Source organism: Rhizobium sp. 11_C7_N12_5, from assembly GCF_051811145.1.
In the GTDB taxonomy this organism is placed as follows: Bacteria; Pseudomonadota; Alphaproteobacteria; order Rhizobiales; family Rhizobiaceae; genus Rhizobium; species Rhizobium lusitanum.
The window spans coordinates 3,714,685-3,732,807 of the sequence record NZ_JBPWPY010000001.1; the positions used below are offsets into that span (position 1 = coordinate 3,714,685).

The 18,123-nt window shown below is 57.3% G+C and carries 22 protein-coding genes and 1 tRNA gene; 20 read left to right on the forward strand and 3 right to left on the reverse strand.

Features of this window, described 5'->3' with window-relative positions; all coding sequences use genetic code 11:
* Window positions 1-74 precede the first annotated feature (74 nt).
* The 5 genes from AB8B29_RS18145 to AB8B29_RS18165 all read left to right on the forward strand — a co-directional run bounded on the left by AB8B29_RS18145 (window position 75) and on the right by AB8B29_RS18165 (window position 3,840).
* Complete coding sequence (locus AB8B29_RS18145) at window positions 75-800, forward strand: hypothetical protein (RefSeq protein WP_439006634.1); 726 nt, start codon at window positions 75-77, stop codon at window positions 798-800.
* A gap of 21 nt (window positions 801-821) precedes the next feature.
* Window positions 822-1,298, forward strand: a complete 477-nt coding sequence (locus AB8B29_RS18150) for a hypothetical protein (protein ID WP_439006635.1) — start codon at window positions 822-824, stop codon at window positions 1,296-1,298.
* 370 nt (window positions 1,299-1,668) lie between these two features.
* Window positions 1,669-2,358, forward strand: a complete 690-nt coding sequence (locus AB8B29_RS18155; protein ID WP_439006637.1) for a hypothetical protein — start codon at window positions 1,669-1,671, stop codon at window positions 2,356-2,358.
* 3 nt (window positions 2,359-2,361) lie between these two features.
* A complete protein-coding gene (locus tag AB8B29_RS18160) occupies window positions 2,362-3,327 on the forward strand; it encodes a DNA-processing protein DprA (protein WP_439006638.1) in 966 nt (321 codons plus the stop codon).
* On the forward strand, window positions 3,328-3,840 hold the full coding sequence (locus tag AB8B29_RS18165) for an HAD family hydrolase (RefSeq protein ID WP_439006639.1): 513 nt from the start codon (window positions 3,328-3,330) through the stop codon (window positions 3,838-3,840). It begins immediately after the preceding gene.
* Window positions 3,841-4,014: 174 nt separating this feature from the next.
* On the opposite strand, the gene AB8B29_RS18170 is transcribed toward AB8B29_RS18165, so the two are convergent.
* Window positions 4,015-4,413, reverse strand: a complete 399-nt coding sequence (locus AB8B29_RS18170; RefSeq protein ID WP_439006640.1) for a hypothetical protein — start codon at window positions 4,411-4,413, stop codon at window positions 4,015-4,017.
* 129 nt (window positions 4,414-4,542) lie between these two features.
* On the opposite strand from AB8B29_RS18170, the gene AB8B29_RS18175 reads away from it, so the two are divergent.
* The gene (locus tag AB8B29_RS18175) at window positions 4,543-4,953 is read left to right on the forward strand and encodes a hypothetical protein (RefSeq protein WP_439006641.1); all 411 of its coding nucleotides are present in this window, start codon (window positions 4,543-4,545) and stop codon (window positions 4,951-4,953) included.
* Between the two features lie 115 nt (window positions 4,954-5,068).
* Here AB8B29_RS18175 and AB8B29_RS18180 read toward each other — a convergent pair whose 3' ends face one another.
* Window positions 5,069-5,575 carry an Arc family DNA-binding protein gene (locus tag AB8B29_RS18180; protein ID WP_439006642.1) on the reverse strand — a complete coding sequence of 169 codons (507 nt, stop codon included), beginning with the start codon at window positions 5,573-5,575 and terminating at the stop codon, window positions 5,069-5,071.
* Between the two features lie 111 nt (window positions 5,576-5,686).
* Between AB8B29_RS18180 and AB8B29_RS18185 the strand changes: the two genes are divergently transcribed.
* The 6 genes from AB8B29_RS18185 to AB8B29_RS18210 all read left to right on the forward strand — a co-directional run bounded on the left by AB8B29_RS18185 (window position 5,687) and on the right by AB8B29_RS18210 (window position 10,428).
* A complete protein-coding gene (locus AB8B29_RS18185) occupies window positions 5,687-5,872 on the forward strand; it encodes an Arc family DNA-binding protein (protein ID WP_439006643.1) in 186 nt (61 codons plus the stop codon).
* A 43-nt stretch (window positions 5,873-5,915) separates the two neighbouring features.
* Window positions 5,916-6,545, forward strand: coding sequence for a hypothetical protein (locus AB8B29_RS18190; RefSeq protein WP_439006644.1), 630 nt, complete (start codon window positions 5,916-5,918; stop codon window positions 6,543-6,545).
* 77 nt (window positions 6,546-6,622) lie between these two features.
* Window positions 6,623-7,147, forward strand: coding sequence for a hypothetical protein (locus AB8B29_RS18195; RefSeq protein WP_439006645.1), 525 nt, complete (start codon window positions 6,623-6,625; stop codon window positions 7,145-7,147).
* Window position 7,148: 1 nt separating this feature from the next.
* Window positions 7,149-9,095, forward strand: coding sequence for a prohead protease/major capsid protein fusion protein (locus tag AB8B29_RS18200; RefSeq protein WP_439006646.1), 1,947 nt, complete (start codon window positions 7,149-7,151; stop codon window positions 9,093-9,095).
* Window positions 9,096-9,154: 59 nt separating this feature from the next.
* The gene (locus AB8B29_RS18205) at window positions 9,155-9,337 is read left to right on the forward strand and encodes a hypothetical protein (RefSeq protein WP_162732625.1); all 183 of its coding nucleotides are present in this window, start codon (window positions 9,155-9,157) and stop codon (window positions 9,335-9,337) included.
* The gene (locus AB8B29_RS18210; protein WP_439006647.1) at window positions 9,334-10,428 is read left to right on the forward strand and encodes a tyrosine-type recombinase/integrase; all 1,095 of its coding nucleotides are present in this window, start codon (window positions 9,334-9,336) and stop codon (window positions 10,426-10,428) included. Before AB8B29_RS18205 ends, AB8B29_RS18210 begins: the two co-directional genes overlap by 4 nt.
* A gap of 30 nt (window positions 10,429-10,458) precedes the next feature.
* Here the strand turns inward: AB8B29_RS18210 and AB8B29_RS18215 are convergent.
* Window positions 10,459-10,548: transfer RNA gene (locus tag AB8B29_RS18215), tRNA-Ser, on the reverse strand.
* Between the two features lie 233 nt (window positions 10,549-10,781).
* On the opposite strand from AB8B29_RS18215, the gene AB8B29_RS18220 reads away from it, so the two are divergent.
* The 8 genes from AB8B29_RS18220 (at window position 10,782) to deoC (ending at window position 18,120) form a co-directional block, all read left to right on the forward strand.
* Complete coding sequence (locus AB8B29_RS18220) at window positions 10,782-11,099, forward strand: hypothetical protein (protein ID WP_047640318.1); 318 nt, start codon at window positions 10,782-10,784, stop codon at window positions 11,097-11,099.
* 371 nt (window positions 11,100-11,470) lie between these two features.
* Window positions 11,471-12,466 (forward strand): BMP family lipoprotein, encoded by a 996-nt coding sequence (locus AB8B29_RS18225; protein ID WP_037200377.1) that lies wholly within the window; start codon window positions 11,471-11,473, stop codon window positions 12,464-12,466.
* A gap of 80 nt (window positions 12,467-12,546) precedes the next feature.
* Complete coding sequence (locus tag AB8B29_RS18230; RefSeq protein WP_037200378.1) at window positions 12,547-14,058, forward strand: ABC transporter ATP-binding protein; 1,512 nt, start codon at window positions 12,547-12,549, stop codon at window positions 14,056-14,058.
* Between the two features lie 7 nt (window positions 14,059-14,065).
* Window positions 14,066-15,169 (forward strand): ABC transporter permease, encoded by a 1,104-nt coding sequence (locus tag AB8B29_RS18235; protein ID WP_047640317.1) that lies wholly within the window; start codon window positions 14,066-14,068, stop codon window positions 15,167-15,169.
* Between the two features lie 10 nt (window positions 15,170-15,179).
* The gene (locus tag AB8B29_RS18240; protein ID WP_037200398.1) at window positions 15,180-16,151 is read left to right on the forward strand and encodes an ABC transporter permease; all 972 of its coding nucleotides are present in this window, start codon (window positions 15,180-15,182) and stop codon (window positions 16,149-16,151) included.
* Between the two features lie 3 nt (window positions 16,152-16,154).
* Window positions 16,155-16,547, forward strand: coding sequence for a cytidine deaminase (locus AB8B29_RS18245; RefSeq protein ID WP_037200381.1), 393 nt, complete (start codon window positions 16,155-16,157; stop codon window positions 16,545-16,547).
* On the forward strand, window positions 16,544-17,350 hold the full coding sequence (locus tag AB8B29_RS18250) for a purine-nucleoside phosphorylase (protein WP_047640316.1): 807 nt from the start codon (window positions 16,544-16,546) through the stop codon (window positions 17,348-17,350). The genes AB8B29_RS18245 and AB8B29_RS18250 overlap by 4 nt, the downstream gene beginning before the upstream one ends.
* Window positions 17,347-18,120: a deoxyribose-phosphate aldolase gene (gene deoC / locus AB8B29_RS18255; RefSeq protein WP_037200384.1), complete on the forward strand. Its 774-nt coding sequence runs from the start codon at window positions 17,347-17,349 to the stop codon at window positions 18,118-18,120. The genes AB8B29_RS18250 and deoC overlap by 4 nt, the downstream gene beginning before the upstream one ends.
* Window positions 18,121-18,123 lie beyond the last annotated feature (3 nt).

The window sequence follows — 18,123 nt, forward strand, 5'->3', positions numbered from 1 at the left end:
ACGCCTCATTGAAAAGCTTGGCGAAACTAACGCTATTCCCAACCGCCTCGAACTGACTATTTCGGCGGCTTAACATGACGCAGCTTCAGGCATCTCCTGCGCTGCTGCGCACGCGCATTTTCTCGCGTCCATATGACGAGCGCGACCGCTATTTTGAAACCGGACAGGGCACTAAGCCCGCAAGCAAGGCATACGAAAAGCAATCGTCGGCACGGGCGGCTGAACGCGTCGTCGCGCAGTCTCGCCGCCGCATCGTCACCACCGAACAGCGCTCCAAGGAAATCCAGCGTCGCCGCAAATGGTCGAGCGCCGGCAACATGCCGCCTGAAATTCGCGCCTGCTATTCTGAAGCCGAGCGTGCTGCCTTGTGCATTATTGCCAGTCGGTGCAGCGAAAAAGGCTTCTGCGACCTGTGCATTGACGAGATTGCGCGTTTGGCCGGCGTTGGGCGCACCTCGGTACAGAATGCCATTCGCAAGGCACGCGCGAAGGCACTCGCACATATCTCCGTTCGCGAGCGTCCGCAGCGATCCGGCAAGAACCTTACCAACATCATCAAGATTGTTTCGTTGGTGTGGCATGGGTGGATCGAGCGGGGCATAGGGTTCAAACGTTTGAGCACCTCAGTGACTCAAGTTAAAACAACACTCTCCGAGAACGCCGAAACTGAAAAGTCGGCTTTTGAGAAGGAGTGTGCGGCTTCCGTCCGTGACCCCTTCAAACGACCTCCTATGTGGCAAGCGCGTCCGGCTGAGAAGTGGTCGCGCCATTGGCGCGCCTCAGCCGCTGCGTACGGATGATTCCACGCGGGAGGCCGAACAATGGTTGAACTTGATAGCAATACGATGCGGAAGCTGCACAAGCTCTTGCCCCTGCTGGCGAGCGGCCATGCGGGCGAGGTTGCCGCAACTGCGGCGGCCATCGTGCGGACGCTGCATAGCGCGGGTGCATGCCTGCATGATCTTGCTGCGATAATCGAAAAGCCCCCGCGCGTTGTCGAAAAGGTTGTGTATCGGGATCGCGTCGTTGTCGAAGAGAAGATTGTCTATCGCGACAGACCCGCGCATCCGGCAGAGCGGTCGCACGGCGATCACAGCTCACCATCAGCGGCGCGCGTCATCGAACTAGGACGCGGGCTGCTGGCCGCTGGATCGTTGACCGACAAGCAGCGCAGCTTCGTGGAGAACATCATGGCTTGCGCGGAGAACGATGGCGAGCGCTTCGCCATGACACCGAGGCAGTGCGTTTGGCTGGATGGTTTGGCCGCGCAGCATCTCGGATCGGCGGCACATGCGTAGCCGCTTCCATACCCACCCCTCAGCGGGTCCTTCCCTCGCTCGTCGCTGGTTAGCGGGTGCGCGCGACTGCGGGATCTCGCCCTATACAAAGTTTTTCAAGGGGATTCCGCCGCCATATGGACGGAATCGGAATCACGGCTTCAGCATGGAGAGGCATTGAAAACGACAGAAATTAAGGGCTCGCGGACTGACCTGATGGAGATGGATAGCACGCTCTCCGAATTTTTTAACCGCGAGCCACTCAACCCGGCACTAAGACACGAAATGCTTTTATAGCGGGAGTGACGTCAATGCGATTATCGCTCTATAGTTGAATATCGCCCAATCACTCATTACATCTTCGGACGGTTGAACAATTTGGGGGGGGCTAATGATGATTTACCACACTATGGTCGCTGGGTGGATGGGCTTTCCATATCTGAGCGTTTCGAACGGCCTGACGTATTCTTATGCGATTGCATATAGGCTGAAGGACAAGACCAGTGAAAATTGGACAGCTCGTTTTATTCAGTTCAAGAATAAGAGTAATAAGGCCGAGTGGGGCGGCGCCACGGTTTTTTACGAGGCCGTCCCAGCTCTCATTAAGCAGCTAGGCCTCAATCCGAAGCGAACAGCGTTCATTCCCGCTCTCTCGTCGGGAGAAGTCAAGGCGGACCCAGACAGGTCAATGTCATGGATAGCTAGGGTATCCGCCGAAATGTGTGGTGCGCAGTACACCGATACGGCGCTGTCGAAAAATGTCCATGAAAAAATTCATGGTATATATTCTGCTGAGGGCCGTACTGCCGAGTTGGATAAAGCGAATTACCAGTCAACAAAGATAGATGCCGACCACATATTTGTTTTTGATGATTTCATTACGCGCGGTGATACACTATCGCGGATCGCTTTGGCGGTGCTTGCAGCAAACCCAAAGTGTAAGGTCTATGGGATAGCGCTTGCAAAAGCTGAAAGTGTTGGCTTCTGCCCCAATCCTGACAACGATCAAGTTCCTACCCGGTGGGACGATCTCTGGAAGCAGGGCGAACAAGAACACGAGGCGAAATTCAAGAAGGGCTAGACCATGGCTGAATCGTCCATATCATCGACCTCTGTGGCGCTCGCCGCCCTGATGAAGCTCAAAGGCGTTGGTCGGCGTGCAGCCCTGCGTATCGTCTATGGACCTATCCCCGTCGGCGACGCGAAGGAAATAGTCGTCGATAGGGCAATCCGAGCGAAGCTGCCGGAGAGCGCCCTACTGGACGCATGGGATCGCGCCCAAGACGAACTGGAGAGCACGCGAGCTAGCGGCATCAAATTTTACTCTTTTCATGACGAGGGCTATCCTGAGCGGCTGCGAAATATTCCTGATCCGCCAGCGATTCTCTATGTGAAAGGCGATGTGTCAGGTCTTCACGCGGCTAAATGTTTGGCGGTCGTGGGAACGCGCGAGCCGACTCCTTATGGAGAAGTGGTTGCAAGAAAATCGGGAGCGACCGCCGCCGAAGCTGGTTTTACCATTGTCAGCGGCCTTGCTCACGGATGCGACACTTTAGGACATGAAGGCTGCTTAGATGCACATGGCGTGGGAGTGGCTGTCATGGCGCACGGCCTCGACAAGGTTTACCCCGCCGCCAATCGTGGGTTGGCCAGTCGGCTATTAGACAATGGCGGCTGCCTAGTCGGCGAATACCCACTCGGCGTTACACCGATGCGAACCGCTTTTGCCGAGAGAGACCGCATTCAAAGTGGTCTTTCCGATGCTTTGCTTGTAATCGAGACGGACGTGAAAGGGGGGACTATGCATACAGTCCGCTTTTCGCGAGAGCAGAGGCGCCCTCTCGCTTGTATCGCTCATCCCGACAGGTGGAAACACGAAGATAAGACAAGAGGCAATCAGATGATGATTGCCGAACGATGGGCGCTCGGCTTACCGGATGGTCCGGCTCTGATGCAGTTCTTAATGGGGATCGAAAAGATAAAACCGAATATCGAGCTTGAGCCTAAGAAGCCAAAAACTGACGACCCTCAAACCTCGATGGCCTTCTAGATGATTATTTTCGATTTCGATCAGACCCTTGTCGACACATCTTCCGTTGAACATCTGCGAGCGGCCCGTAATTGGAAAGCAGTTATGGCGCAAGCATCCAGACTCCCTGTCTACGATGGGATTAACGAGCTACTCCAAGAACTCCATCACTCGGGCCAAACCATTGCCATTGTCACAAAAAGCCCTGACATGGTGCCGAAAGCATTCGTAAAAGCCCATGGTTGGCCAATAGATATCGTTATCGGCTATCACCATGTGAAGAATCGGAAACCCGATCCAGAAGGTTTGTTGCTCGCGATGTCGAAGGCCGGAGCAGTCCCGGACCACACCTATCATGTTGGCGATCAAGCACAGGACACTGAGGCTTCACGCGGTGCCGGAGTGATCGCGATAGGCTCCGCATGGGGATGCGCGGAAACGTCGGAGCTGGAAGGCTCAAAGCCAGACGTCATGTTCGCTTCAGTTGCGGCGCTGCGGGAATATTTCAGGGCGCAGCTTGGGAAAGCCAATTAGCGCCATCCATCCCAACGCAGAGATGTTTAAGTCGGGAACAAATGAAAACCGTTCCCATTGGAAACGCTTTTTTGAAACCACTTCCATAGGGAGTAGTTTTAATGCAGGAAACTCTTTCCGTAAGAAAGGGTTTGATGATCTCGGAACCCGTTCTCCATTGAAACGGGTTTTGTCTCACAATTTGCGTTGAATCTTCTCGGCGACGCTGCGCATCCCTGCGATCCTTTTTTCCTTCGCTCGTTCCGCCATTTCCGAGTCGCCGAGTGGAAGTCGGACCGGGACGCTAAATGTTATCCGGCTGGCGGTGCCTGATTTGTGATCTACGCCCCCTTCAATACCCACGCCAAAGACTTTCAGATTGCCGCCACCTTTGCCATTGGTCTCGACCGAAACGGCGATGTCGAAATCAACACGGGTGAACATTCCTGTTTCGCCACCATTGATCAAGCTCCCGCTGCTCTCTTTGCCGCCGAGCTTCGCGTTTATACCGCCGCCGCCCGTTGCTTTCTGCGCATCTTCAATGCCGGCCAGGATTTCCTTAAGAGACGCGCTGACAAAATCTTTCACATTCATGCATCAAGCTCCTATGATGAGTAAACGCGACTTAAGAGCTGGGAAGCGGAGCAAAAAATACAATGCGTTGCAACGGCTTCGGTAGAAAAAATTCAGCATTGGGGATCGAATTATGCAAGGTGGCCGCCCATGATGTTAAAGCGGGGAGTGTTAATTGCATTTGGCATTTCCGTGTTACTTGCGGGTGCAAGTTTCTTCTTTAGGGCAAGCTCAGCGCCTACCGAAAAGGCGCTCACGCCCGGCCAACAGCTTTGTGTAAATGAGGCCGTAGAGATATTTAAGCATATAGTTGCTGTGGATGCGCAGCGCGCTAACCAGAATGCCAGCATCTTGGTGAAATCACTAAGTGCGACACAAAATGCAGCTGCTTCCGCGAGTGTTATCGCCTCGATAGATGCCCGCGAACGACAAGCCGGAATCGATGAGGATACAGCCTATTGCGCAAAACTCACCTCCTGCTTCTCGCGGGTTGATTATCAGAAGCGCTTCAATGCTTGCTTCGGCGACGCGCAGCAACAGCGAGCTTCAGATAAGAACTAGCGATCTGCTAATATTTCGTCGGTCGTTCAAGATAGGTCTACTTGCGTTGAAAAGGCTCCGACCAAGGCCCTTTCTTTTGGCAGTTTTGGCCGTTGAACGCTTCCTGTGTGATGGCTTATTTGTTTGTGGGATGACGTTCCACCGAGCGAACTTCCTCGAAGAATCGCATGACAGTTTCTAGGGATGGAAATTGCTCCGCAAGCTTTTCCGCTGGAAGAGCGATATCCTTCAACATGTCTGCCGCATCAACTGATGCAAGAATTTCACGAAATTTCGCCAGCCTGCTACGAAGGCGCTCCAGCTCCTCCGGTGTCGCCTGGAGCACGAGCGGCTCCCAGAGATTCAATCGGTCGCGCAGGCGCTGATTCTCCGCCTCCAAAGCCTTGAGATCTGTTCCGCTACGGGCCGCCGATATTTCTCCGCGCTGCTCCGTCAGCATTCTAAAGACTTCGTCCATATCCAAGCCGCTATTTTTGAGCGCGAAATCTAAAAGCTCAATTATCTGGGCATTCATCGACCTGCCGTCCTCCAAAGCGAGTCGGCGAATTTCATCGCGCATCCCCGCAGGCAAGCGAAGATTGAATTGATCTTGTTTCGTGCTTGGAAAGTCGCCTCTAGCCATGCATTCCGCCATTTTTGCTGATGATATGAATTAACTACTATTCGCGCTTGCGTCCATGGCAGTAATTTACTATAGCAGTCCAATGATAGTAATTTACTCTATGAGGTGTCGATGAAAGGCGAAACGGGCCGTCGCTCCGACCAATTTAACTTGAGACTTCCGGATGGAATGCGCGATGTCCTTTGGAATATCGCAGCATCAAACCGCCGCTCGATGAACAGCGAAATTGTGATGATGCTGGAAAAACAGATTCACGAGACGCTTTTAACGAAGAAAGCCGATGCACAGCGAGCCTAGGAAACTCGTGCATCGGCTTCTACCTCTACGAAAGGTGCATTAAATGCAGGCAAAACGTACTACAGAAAACATCGATCATGCAACTGCACTCGACCGACTTTCCAAACTTGCCAACCGTCTCGATTGCCTGACCGGCGAAACACAGGACACGCTTTGCGCCGCCGAAATTGCGACAAGTCAGATCGTTGACGTCCTTTTTCCGGGACGCAAGGCAAGCGACCACATCAAAGCCGTTTGGGCCGACGACTATTATCAGATCGATGTCCGCGAACGCAGACACATAGACTTCATGACGAACGACATGGTGGAGCGTGCGACCCGTGCCGACCGTCTCGCAAACGAGCTTTCCGAAGACCTTCTGCAGCTCTCTTACGAAATGCGCGCCGCCGCTAAGGCCGACAAGGCGTCCGGTCTGGAAGATTGCATTTCCGCGTGGAAGGCTGCGCACGCCGTATGGATCGATACCGAAAAGGGTGGCGTTGTTCCTACAGATACGCCCGAAGCGTACACCGAAGAGAAGGCGCTCTTGGCCCTAGCTTCATACCCGTGCGCGTCGTTGGTCGATATCCAGCGCAAGGCCAATCTGTTTCTGAACAACGAGCATTTGTGCGGCGTAGCCTCGGATCATGTGCTGAACCTGCTGCGCTCGTTCTCTAGCGGCAAAAGTCACTGAGTCACATCTGTTACTAAATTGACGAAAGCACCACTTCGTGCTTTATAGTCACAATCGTAACCAAACGAGGTGATTCAATGGAAAAGTTCAAGACGATTTATTTTGCCGGCGCTGTGGCCGAGGCTATTGGCGTTGGTCCCGGCACAATCCGCATGTGGCGCGACCGTGGCATCTGCAACTTCGGAACGGTCATCGAAGGCGGCGAGGATAATCCGCGCTCGCGCCGCCGCTACGATGTGTATGAAGCCTGCATGATGAGCATGGCGCTCTACCTCAATCGCTTCGGCATCGATCTGCCGCAGGCGTTCAATCTCGTTACCGGCGCTGAAGCTGTAAAGAGCGCGATCAGTACCGCTTTCTTCGATGCTGACGAACCGGATTGCATCTTCTGCCTTGTCGATGGCAACGGCGCTTCTGAGGACGGCGCTGGATGGGGTAGCGTGCTGTTCCTGAAGTTTGACCAGTGGAAGGCGCACGTTGCGACCGCCTTCGAGGCAACCGACCCGCTAACCAAGGAGCCGGCAGAGGCCATTCTTTCGGTCAACATCAGCGCCATCGCTCGCCGTGTCCTCAAGACGCTGCGCGAAACCGACGAGGGCTAAAATGTCGAACGCTCTGCGCAAGACCAAAGTTGACAGCGAGCTGCGCCGCGTCGGTGGTTTCCGCTCCGAGACGCTGAATGCCGAGGACCGCACGGTTTGGGCAGTCGCGGCAACGGAAACGCCGGTTCGCCGCGCTTTCGGTGACGAGGTTCTCCGTTGCGCGAAGACAGCAGTCATTGCGGATCGCTTGCAGGGGCTTCCCGTTATCGACAGCCACAACAGCTTCAGCGTCCTTTCAATCTTGGGGCAGGTTGTCGAGAGCCGTTTCGAAGGTCGAAACCTCCTCGTGAAGATCGCCTTTGCCAACAATGAGCGTGGCGATGCTGCCTTTGCGCTCGTTCGTGATGGCATGTTGCACAAGGTCAGCGTCGGCTATCGCATCCATAAAATAGAAGAATCCACGTCGCGCGATGGCGCGCCGCTCGTGACTGTAACCCGTTGGGAGCCAATGGAGCTTTCTCTTGTCTCGGTTCCGGCTGACCCCAACGCTACCATTCGAGGAAAAATCAAAATGGCTAAGAAGCCCGCAACAACACGCAGCTCCGTGCAGCGTGTGCATAATGAAATTCTGGAAGACGATATCGAAGCCGGCCACGAGCACGACGATGACGGCCATGAAAATGCTGGTCAGCGTTCGTTTTCGGTAGATGGCATGCGCTCCATCATCGAAATGCGCAACTATGCCGCTCGCAGCGGCATTTCTGATGGCGACTTTGATAAGATCATGTCCCGCAGCAACGGGTCGATTGATGTCCTTCGCGCCTCCCTCTTTGAGCGCCTGGCTGAACGTGATCTTTCGACCTCTGTCGATTCGCGCATGAGTCTCGATCAGTTTTCCGGCCAAGGCCACCGCGCGAATGAGGCTGAGACTGCGGTGATCGATGCGCTTGCAGCCCGTCTCGGTGCTAAGCCTTCGATGCAGACCAATCCGCTGGCAGGTCGCTCCACTGTGGAAATCGGTCGCCACTGGTTGGAAGAGCGCGGCGTCTCGACACGCGGCATGGATGATGTCCGCATCGCGGATACCCTGATCTCGGGTCGGTCGATCGGTGGCTTCTCCGGTCGTGGGATACACACCACCTCTGATTTCCCGATGCTGTTGCAAGCAGCAGGTAATCGCGCCCTTTTGCAGCGTTATGAGCCGCTGACCAGCCCGCTCAAGGCACTGTCCACCAAGCGCAATGCCCGCGATTTCCGTCAACAGAGCTTCATTCGTCCGGGCGAAGCTCCGAAGCTGAAAAAGGTTCTTGAAAGTGGCGAAATCACTGCCGGCTCGCTGAACGAGGATAGCCGTGGCCTCAAGGTCGAGACTTATGCCCGCCTGTTCAACATCAGCCGCAACGCGCTGGTAAATGACGATCTCGGCGCTTTCATCGATTTCCTTGGTGCGTTCGCGCAGTCGGCGGCGGAAACGGAAGGCGATCTATTCGCAAGCCTGCTGACAGCTAACGACCACAAGGGCATGACGCTCTCCGACGATCTGCCCCTGTTCCATGCGAGCCGTAATAATCTCGCAAGCGCCGGTTCCGCAATCACTATCGACGCGCTCTCCGACGCTCGCAAGGCCATGCGTCTCCACAAGAACGTGAATGGCACGGGCACGGCGGGCGTTGTCCCGGCTGTCCTGCTTGTTGGTCCTGAAAAGGAAACAGAGGCGGAAAAGATCGTCACACAGATCAATGCCACAAATCAATCCGAGGCGAACCCCTTCGCCGGCAAGCTCCGCGTGATGGTGGAAAATCGCTTCGAGGGTCCTGGCTGGTATCTCTTTGCCGATCCGACCACCCGCCCGGCCCTCATGCATGGCTACCTGCAAGATTTCGAGGGCCCGCAGCTCGAAAGCAAGGAAGGCTGGGATGTGCTCGGCACGTCCTTCCGCTGCATCCTCGACTTCGGTTGCGGCGTCTTCGAATGGCGTGCGGCCTACTTCAATCCCGGCGTGAAGTAAGCGGCGCTGCGGGCGGCTCAAACGACGGAGCCGCCCGCCCCATCAACGAGGAAAAAAGAATGGTTCAATCTTCAAAAATTCGGCAGAACGATGCGAAGCGCCTCTTCAAGGCCGCTCTCGAAGCTGGCTTTGAAAACGCAAAAATCACCATTCATCCCGATGGCCGCATTGAAGCTCTCGCATCGTTTGCGGAGCAGGCACGCGCGGTTTCCGAAAACTCTTGGGATGTTGTATTGAAATGAAGGGAAAGCGCCGCAACGGTCTGCCAAAGCACTGCTCGCTAGTCATTGACCGGCATAAGAAGCGGCGTATCCGCTTCCGTGCAAAGGGGGTAGATACCTATCTCCCGTACCCGCCTTCCGGTTCCGAGTTTGAGAAGGCCTATGGGGAAGCACTGGCGGGTGTTACGGAGTGGCGCGCAAACATCGGTGCCAGCCGTACGAAAGCCGGAACCTTTGATGCCTTGGCGGTTTCCTATTACCGTTCGCCGGAGTTTCAAGGCCTTCGCGACAGTACTAAACAGACCTATCGCCGTATCATCGAGAAGTTCCGCGAGCAGCACGGCAAACGCGTTATGCGCGATCTTCGTCGCGACCACTTGAAAGCGATCATCGGTAGCATGGCGGACCGCCCGCAGGCGGGAAATCGTCTTCTCTCACTGCTCAAGATTCTGCTCGATCACGCGCTTGATAATCGCTGGATCGCCGCCAACCCGGCTCAGGGCATTAAAGGCTTTAAAAAGAAGACAAAGGGATTTCATACCTGGACCGAAGTGGAAATTGCCGCCTATGAGGAACGGCACCCGGCAGGGAGCAAGGCGCGCTTAGCTCTCATTCTTCTGCTCTACACAGCGCAGCGCCGCAGCGACGTGGTCGTGATGGGATGGGAAAAGCTCAAGGGGAAGTACATTCAGGTTAAGCAAATCAAGACTGACGTTGAGCTTGATCTTTATATGCTTCCTGCTCTGACGGACGCTATTCGCACGCTCCCGCGCGATAAGCCAACTTTCCTCACCACGGAATTCGGAAAACCATTTACGGCTGCGGGCTTCGGCAATTGGTTTCGTGACCGATGCAACGAGGCCGATCTTACTCATTGTTCTGCTCATGGCCTACGCAAAGCTGCGGCTCGCCGGATGGCGGAGGGTGGCATGAGCGGCGACGTGATTAAGGCGGTTACCGGCCACACCAATCTCAAACAAGTGTCCGTCTACACCGCCGCAGCGAATCAGGCTGCGCTTGCAGAGAAAGGCCTCAAGGCCATCGGTGGGACGAAAACCAGAACGAAATCTGTCCAACCAAAGCAAAAAGTTGGACAAACGAAGGGCGAATGATATGCAAAATCAGTGGTTTAATAAAGAAAATGGCGGACAAGGTGGGATTCGAACCCACGGTACGCTTTCACGTACACACGCGTTCCAGGCGTGCGCCTTAAACCACTCGGCCACCTGTCCATCTGCACTTCGCGTCCGATAAAGGAGCTATCGTGGGAACGGCGCGATATATACCGATGAATTTTCTGGGATCAACCTGAATCTGACAGTTTTTTGACTTCTGGACAAAAAACTACACACTTCTCCTCCATTGCGTTTGTGCCATTCTCAACCTATCTAAAGATGAGGACGGAAAAAGAACGCGACCGGCCAAACGTGTATGGCCGAGGATAATTGAGTATCCGGAGGGGTTCATGCGTTTCCTGCTGCGTTTCGCCAGCCTTGTCGCGCTGGTGGTTGCTGTTATCGCCGGCACCATCGATTCCATCCAGTCGGTCGCGGCATCGGCTGTGGTGATGACCCCGATGGGCGATGCCTGGAACGATGTCAGCCCATCGTCGCTGGCGACGATCCGCTCGATGATCTCCTATTATGTCCATCCGCAATTCTATGATCTGGCGATGCAATGGTTGCTGTTCCAGCCGGCCTTTGCCGTTTTCCTGGTGCTCGCGCTGCTCCTTTGGATGGTCGCCTACAAGCGGCCGCCGGTTGCCGGTCGCTTCAGTGTCTGAAGCGCTATGCAAGAGCCGTCGGGACCTGTGCCATTTTGGGGAGTTTGGCAGCGACGGGGACGCCCTCGGGCGGTCTTGCAAGGTGAATGCGAAGCGCCAAACCAACGGCTGCCGGACGTTCGACGACCGCCTCGCTGGCTAATAAAATCGCAGTTTGAGAGCGAAATTGTTCAAAAATCGGCCCCTTTGGACGGGTTTTTGGCAATTCCCACAAATCTTTACCAACTGAAAAATTTCTCGTGAATTTTTCGTGCAGCCATGCAAGGATGCGCCAGCTTGGCCTCGGGGGAGGCCGGCGGTTCCGCAGACATGTCCGGCCAACGGGCTTGCGGGAGGACCCAACAAAGATAGCAACAACAGGGCTGCAACTCATGAAAAAATCCCTTCTGACCCTTTTCGCCTTGGCTGCCATGTCGGCAACGGCGCTTGCGGCCGATATCAAGCCGGCAATCGTCTACGGAACTGGCGGCAAGTTCGACAAGTCCTTCAACGAAGCTGCCTACAATGGCGCTGAAAAGTTCAAGAAGGAAACCGGCATCGCCTATCGCGACTTCGAGCCGACGGGCGACACCCAGGGCGAACAGGCGCTGCGCAACTTTGCCAGCAAGGGCTTCAATCCGGTCATCGCCGTTTCTTTCGCGTGGACCTCTGCTCTCCAGAAGGTTGCTGCTGAATATCCGAAGACCGAATTCGTGCTGATCGACGACAGTCTTGATCTGCCGAACGTCCGCTCCGTCAAGTTCAAGGAAAACGAAGGCTCCTATCTCGCCGGCGTCATGGCTGCGCTGTCTTCGAAGAGCGGCAAGGTCGGCTTCGTCGGCGGCATGGACATCCCGCTGATCCGCAAGTTCGAGTGTGGCTACGAGCAGGGCGCACGCGCCGCCAACCCGAAGATCGAAGTATTCCAGAACATGACCGGCACGACGGGCGCTGCCTGGAATGACCCGGTTCGTGGCGGCGAACTCACCAAGAACCAGATCGACCAGGGCGCCGACGTTGTTTATGCGGCTGCCGGCGCGACCGGCCTCGGCGTGCTGCAGACGGCCGCCGACAACAAGAAGCTGTCGATCGGCGTCGACAGCAACCAGAACTACCTGCATCCGGGCTCCGTTCTGACCTCCGTCGTCAAGCGCGTCGACCTCGCCGTCTACAACGCGTTCAGCGATGCCAAGAACGGCAAGTTCACGCCCGGCACGCAGGAGCTCGGCCTGAAGGAAGAGGGCGTCGGCGTCGCCATGGACGACAACAACAAGCCGCTCGTGACGCCGGAAATCAAGGCTGCGGTCGACAAGGCAAAGGCCGATATCATCGGCGGCACCGTCAAGGTCCACGACTATACGACCGACAACGCCTGCCCGAAGAGCTGATATGAAACAAGGGCGTATGACGGATCAAAACGTCATACGCCCTTTTCTTATCCGGAATCTGGTTTCTGGAGCCCCCTATAGTGAGCCAAACACCTGCCATCGAGCTCGTGGGCATCGACAAAAAATTCGGTGCTGTCCACGCCAATAAAGATATCAACCTGACCGTCGCCAAAGGCTCGATTCACGGGATCATCGGCGAAAACGGTGCCGGGAAATCGACGCTCATGTCGATCATCTACGGATTCTATCACGCCGACAGCGGCGAGATCCGCATCAACGGCAATCCCATCGCCATCCGTGATAGCCAGGCGGCAATCGCCGCCGGCATCGGCATGGTGCACCAGCATTTCATGCTGGTCGATAATTTCACCGTGCTCGAAAACGTGATGCTGGGTGCCGAAGGCGGCGCGTTGCTCGCCAAGGGCGTCGCAGCCGCGCGCGCTGAGCTTGGCCGGCTGGAGAAGGATTACGGCCTGGAGGTCGATCCAGACACATTGATCGAGGAGCTTCCCGTCGGCCAGCAGCAGCGCGTCGAGATCCTGAAGGCAATGTTTCGCGGCGCCGAGATCCTCATCCTCGATGAGCCCACAGGCGTTCTGACGCCAGCCGAGGCAGACAATCTGTTCCGTATTCTCCGCGTGCTGCGCGATCAGGGCAAGACGATCATCCTGATCACCCACAAACTGCGCGAGATCATGGCGATCACCGACACGGTATCGGTGATGCGCCGCGGCGAGATGGTCGCCACCCGCAAGACGGCGGAAACCACGGTGGAGGAACTCGCGGAGCTGATGGTCGGCCGCCGCGTGTTGTTGCGCGTCGAGAAGGGTGCTTCCAATCCCGGCGACGTCCTGCTGTCGGTACGCAATCTGACGGTCAAGGATGGCCGCGGCGTCACCATGGTCGACAACGTCTCCTTCGATGTCCGTGCGGGAGAAATCGTCGGGATCGCCGGCGTGGCCGGAAACGGTCAGTCCGAATTGCTGGAGGCGATCGCCGGCATCCGCAAGCCGGCCTCAGGCGAGATCCATCTGCACGGCAAGCCGATCGGCATGGCCGATCCTGCCGCCCTGCGCGACCTGGGCCTTGCCCATATCCCCGAGGACCGCCATCACATGGGCCTCGTCCTCAAGTTCGAGGAATACGAGAACTCGATGCTCGGCTATCACCGCGACGTCAAATACGGCCGGGGCGGAATGCTCGATCTCGAAGCCATGCGCAAGGATGCCGTCGAGAAGATCGAGAAATACGATATCCGCCCGCCGAACGCGCGGCTGAAGACCGCCAACTTCTCCGGCGGCAACCAGCAGAAGATCGTTGTCGCCCGCGAGATCGAGCGCGATCCGAAAGCGCTGCTGATCGGTCAGCCGACGCGCGGCGTCGACATCGGCGCCATCGAGTTCATCCATCGGCGCATCATCGAGATGCGCGATGCCGGCAAGGCGATCCTGCTGGTTTCGGTGGAGCTGGATGAAATCCGCGCGCTGTCGGACCGCATCCTCGTCATGTTCGCCGGGCATATCGTCGGTGAAAAAACGGCTGAGGCCGGTGAACAAACGCTCGGCCTGATGATGGCCGGCATTGCGGCATGAGGCCTTGATGAGTACTGCTTCCGTTCCACTTCCAAATTGGATCAATTACGGCCTGATCCCCATCCTCAACCTGATCGTTGCTTTTCTGATTTCCGGCCTCGTGGTCTGGTTCATCGGCGAGAGCCCGCTCGATGCCCTTGTGCTGCTGCTGCAGGGTGCTCTCGGCAGCGGTGAGGGTATCGGCTTTACTCTGTACTATGCCACCAGCTTCATCTTCACAGGCCTTTCCGTCGCCGTCGCCATCCATGCCGGTCTGTTCAACATCGGCTCCGAAGGCCAGGCTTATGTCGGTGGTCTCGGTTGCGCCCTGGTGGCGCTGGCGCTGGACAGATACGTGCCCTGGTATGTGACGATGCCCTTCGCGGTGATCGGCGCGGCCATCTTCGGTGCGCTCTGGGCTCTCATTCCCGCCTGGCTGCAAGCCAAGCGCGGCAGCCACGTCGTCATCACCACCATCATGTTCAACTTCATCGCCTCGGCGATGATGAATTTCATCCTGGTGCATGTGTTGATCGTGCCGGGCAAGATGGCACCGGAAACCCGCACCTTTCTCGAGGGCGGCCAACTTCCGAAGCTCGATTGGCTGATGGGCATCTTCGGCTCGACCATTGGGGCCGCGCCGCTCAACGTGTCCTTTCTCATCGCGCTGGTCATGTGTTTTCTCGTCTGGGTTCTCGTCTGGCGCACCAAGCTCGGCTATGAAATGCGCACGCTCGGCCTCAGCCCGACGGCCGCCGTCTATGCCGGCATTCCCTATGCACGCACGGTCGTCATCGCCATGCTGATATCAGGCGGTCTCGCCGGTATGATGGCACTTAATCCGGTCATGGGAGCCTCCGCGCGCCTGCAGGTGGAGTTCGTGCTCGGCGCCGGTTTCGTCGGTATCGCCGTGTCGTTGATGGGACGCAACCATCCGTTCGGCATCATTCTGGCGGCGATCCTGTTCGGTATTCTCTACCAGGGCGGCGACGCGCTCTCTTTTGATATGCCGAACATCACGCGTGACATGATCGTTGTGATCCAGGGCCTCGTCATCCTGTTCGCCGGCGCCCTGGAATATATGTTCCGACCTGCGCTTGCGCGCGTCTATCAAAAATTCGCAAGGACGTGAGGATCGGATGATGGACTATTATGATCTTCTCATCAGCATACTTGGCTCGACCATCCGCCTGTCGATTCCGCTGATCTTTACCGCGCTTGCAGGCCTGTTTTCCGAGCGTGCCGGCATTTTCGACATCGGCCTCGAAGGCAAGATGCTGGCATCGGCCTTCGCCGCAGCCTGTGTCGCCTCCGTCACCGGTTCGGCCTGGGCCGGGCTTGGCGCCGGCATTGCGATATCGGTCGTCCTCGGGCTGCTTCATGGCTTCGCTTCGATCACCAATCGCGGCAACCAGATCGTCTCCGGTGTCGCCATCAACTTCCTGACCGCCGGCTTGACCATTGTGCTCGGACAGGCCTGGTTCGGCCAGGGCGGCCGCACGCCGACGCTGCCGGGCTCGGCGCGCTTCGCCTCGATCACGCTGCCCGGCGTCGATGCCATGCGTGACGTGCCGTTCATTGGGCCGCTTTATGCCAACGTCATTTCCGGCAACAATATCCTCACCTATCTCGCCTTCCTCGCCGTGCCGATTTCCTGGTGGATCCTCTATCGCACCCGGTTCGGCCTGCGGCTGCGTGCCGTCGGGGAAAATCCGGGTGCCGTCGATACGGCCGGTATCTCCGTCGAGTGGCTGCGCTATCGTTCGCTGATCGTCGCCGGCATTCTCTGCGGCTTCTCCGGCACCTATCTTGCCATCGCCCAGTCCGCCGCCTTCATCAACAACATGTCGGCGGGCAAGGGCTATATTGCACTTGCGGCGCTGATCTTCGCCAAGTGGAAGCCGGTGCCGGTCATGTTCACTTGCCTTCTGTTCGGCTTCCTCGATGCCTTCGCCAATTTCATGCAGGGCAAGGCGGTTCCGGGTATCGGCGAAGTGCCGGTACAGATTTTCCAGGCGCTGCCCTATATCCTCACCTGCATCCTGCTCGCAGGCTTTATCGGTGTCGCCAAGCCTCCCAAGGCCGGTGGCGTGCCCTATACCAAGGAGCGCTAGTCCATGTCGCATGATCTGTTCGAGGCTGCCCGCGGGGCGATGGCTTTCGCCCATGCTCCCTATTCGAAATTTCCCGTTGGGGCGGCTATCCGCGCCGAGGACGGCAAGATCTATACCGGCGCCAATATCGAGAACCTGTCCTTCCCGCAGGGCTGGTGCGCTGAACCCACAGCGATCAGCCACATGATCATGGGTGGCGCCAAGAAGATCGTCGAGATGGCCGTGATTGCGGAAAAGCTGCCGCTCTGCCCGCCCTGCGGCGGCTGCCGGCAGAAGATCGCCGAATTCGCCAGCAAGGAGACACGCATCTACCTTTGCGACGAGGCCGGCGTGAAGAAGACCATGACCATGGACGAGATGCTGCCCTTCAGCTTTGAAACCGAGATGCTGGGATGAGCGCCGCCGTCGAAATCCTCACCGAAAAGCTCGGCGATCTGAAGCCGCGCTACGGCGTCGTTTTGGGCTCCGGCCTCGGCTCTCTCGTCGATGAGGTTGGCGATGCCGTGCGCATTCCCTATGCCGATCTGCCCGGTTTCCCCGTCAGCGCCGTTTCCGGTCATGCCGGTACTTTGGTCGCGGGCCAGCTCGGCGACGTGCCTGTTATCATGCTGTCCGGCCGCGTGCACTACTACGAAAAGGGCGACGCCAATGCCATGCGCGTGCCGATCGAGACGCTGAAGGCGCTCGGCGTCGAGACGCTGATTCTCACCAACTCGGCCGGATCGTTGCGGGAGGAGATGGCGCCCGGATCGGTGATGCAGATCACCGATCACATCAACTATTCCGGCATGAACCCGCTGATCGGCGAAGAAAGCGACAAGCGCTTCGTCGGCATGACCAGCGCCTATGATACCGACCTGATCATGCGCATGCGCAAGGCGGCGGAAAAGGCCGAGATCAAGCTGTCGCACGGCGTCTATATGTGGTTTTCCGGACCGAGTTTCGAAACGCCGGCGGAGATCCGCATGGCGCGCATCCTCGGTGCCGATGCCGTGGGCATGTCGACCGTGCCGGAAGTCATTCTGGCACGTCTTTTCGGCCTGAGGGTTGCCGCTGCCTCAGTCATCACTAACTATGGTGCTGGCATGACCGGCGGCGAACTCTCGCATGACGAGACCAAGGACATGGCTCCGGTCGGCGGCGCCCGTCTCGCCGCCATCTTGAAAGAAATGATTGCCGACGGAGGAGATCCCCAATGACGAGCCATTCCCTCAGAGAAACGGCGGCCGTTGCGCTTTCCCTTCTCGATCTCACCAATCTCAAGGATGATTGCACGCCCGCCCAGATCGAGACGCTCTGTGCCCGCGCACAATCCCCCTATGGCAATACCGCCGCGATCTGCATCTGGCCGCGCTTCGTCGCCCAGGCCCGCAGCATTCTCGGAACCGACCATGTCGTGAAGATCGCGACTGTCGTGAACTTCCCGGCCGGCGACATGGAGGTGGCCGACGTATCAGCCGAGGCCCGCGAAGCCATTGCCGACGGCGCCGACGAGATCGATCTGGTCATTCCCTATCACGCATTTCTGGCCGGCAATGAACAGGCCGTCACCGACATGGTGGCTGCCGTCAAGGCCGAGTGCAAGGGGCCAGTCATCTTGAAGACCATTCTCGAAACCGGCGAATTGAAGGACGCCGCGCTGATCAGGCGCGCCTCCGAACTCGCCATCGACGCCGGCTCGGATTTCATCAAGACCTCAACCGGCAAGGTTGCCGTTAATGCGACGCTCGAAGCGGCTGACATCATGCTGCGGGCGATCCGCGCCAGCGGCCGCAAGGTCGGCTTCAAGCCGGCCGGCGGCATCGGCTCCGTCGCCGACGCGGCGCTTTACCTGAGCCTTGCCGAGACCATCATGGCGCCCGACTGGGCCATGCCATCGACCTTCCGTTTCGGTGCGTCGAGCCTGCTTGACGATATCCTGAACGTATTGGCCGGCGGAGAGTCGAAGACGGCCTCCTCAGGCTATTGAACT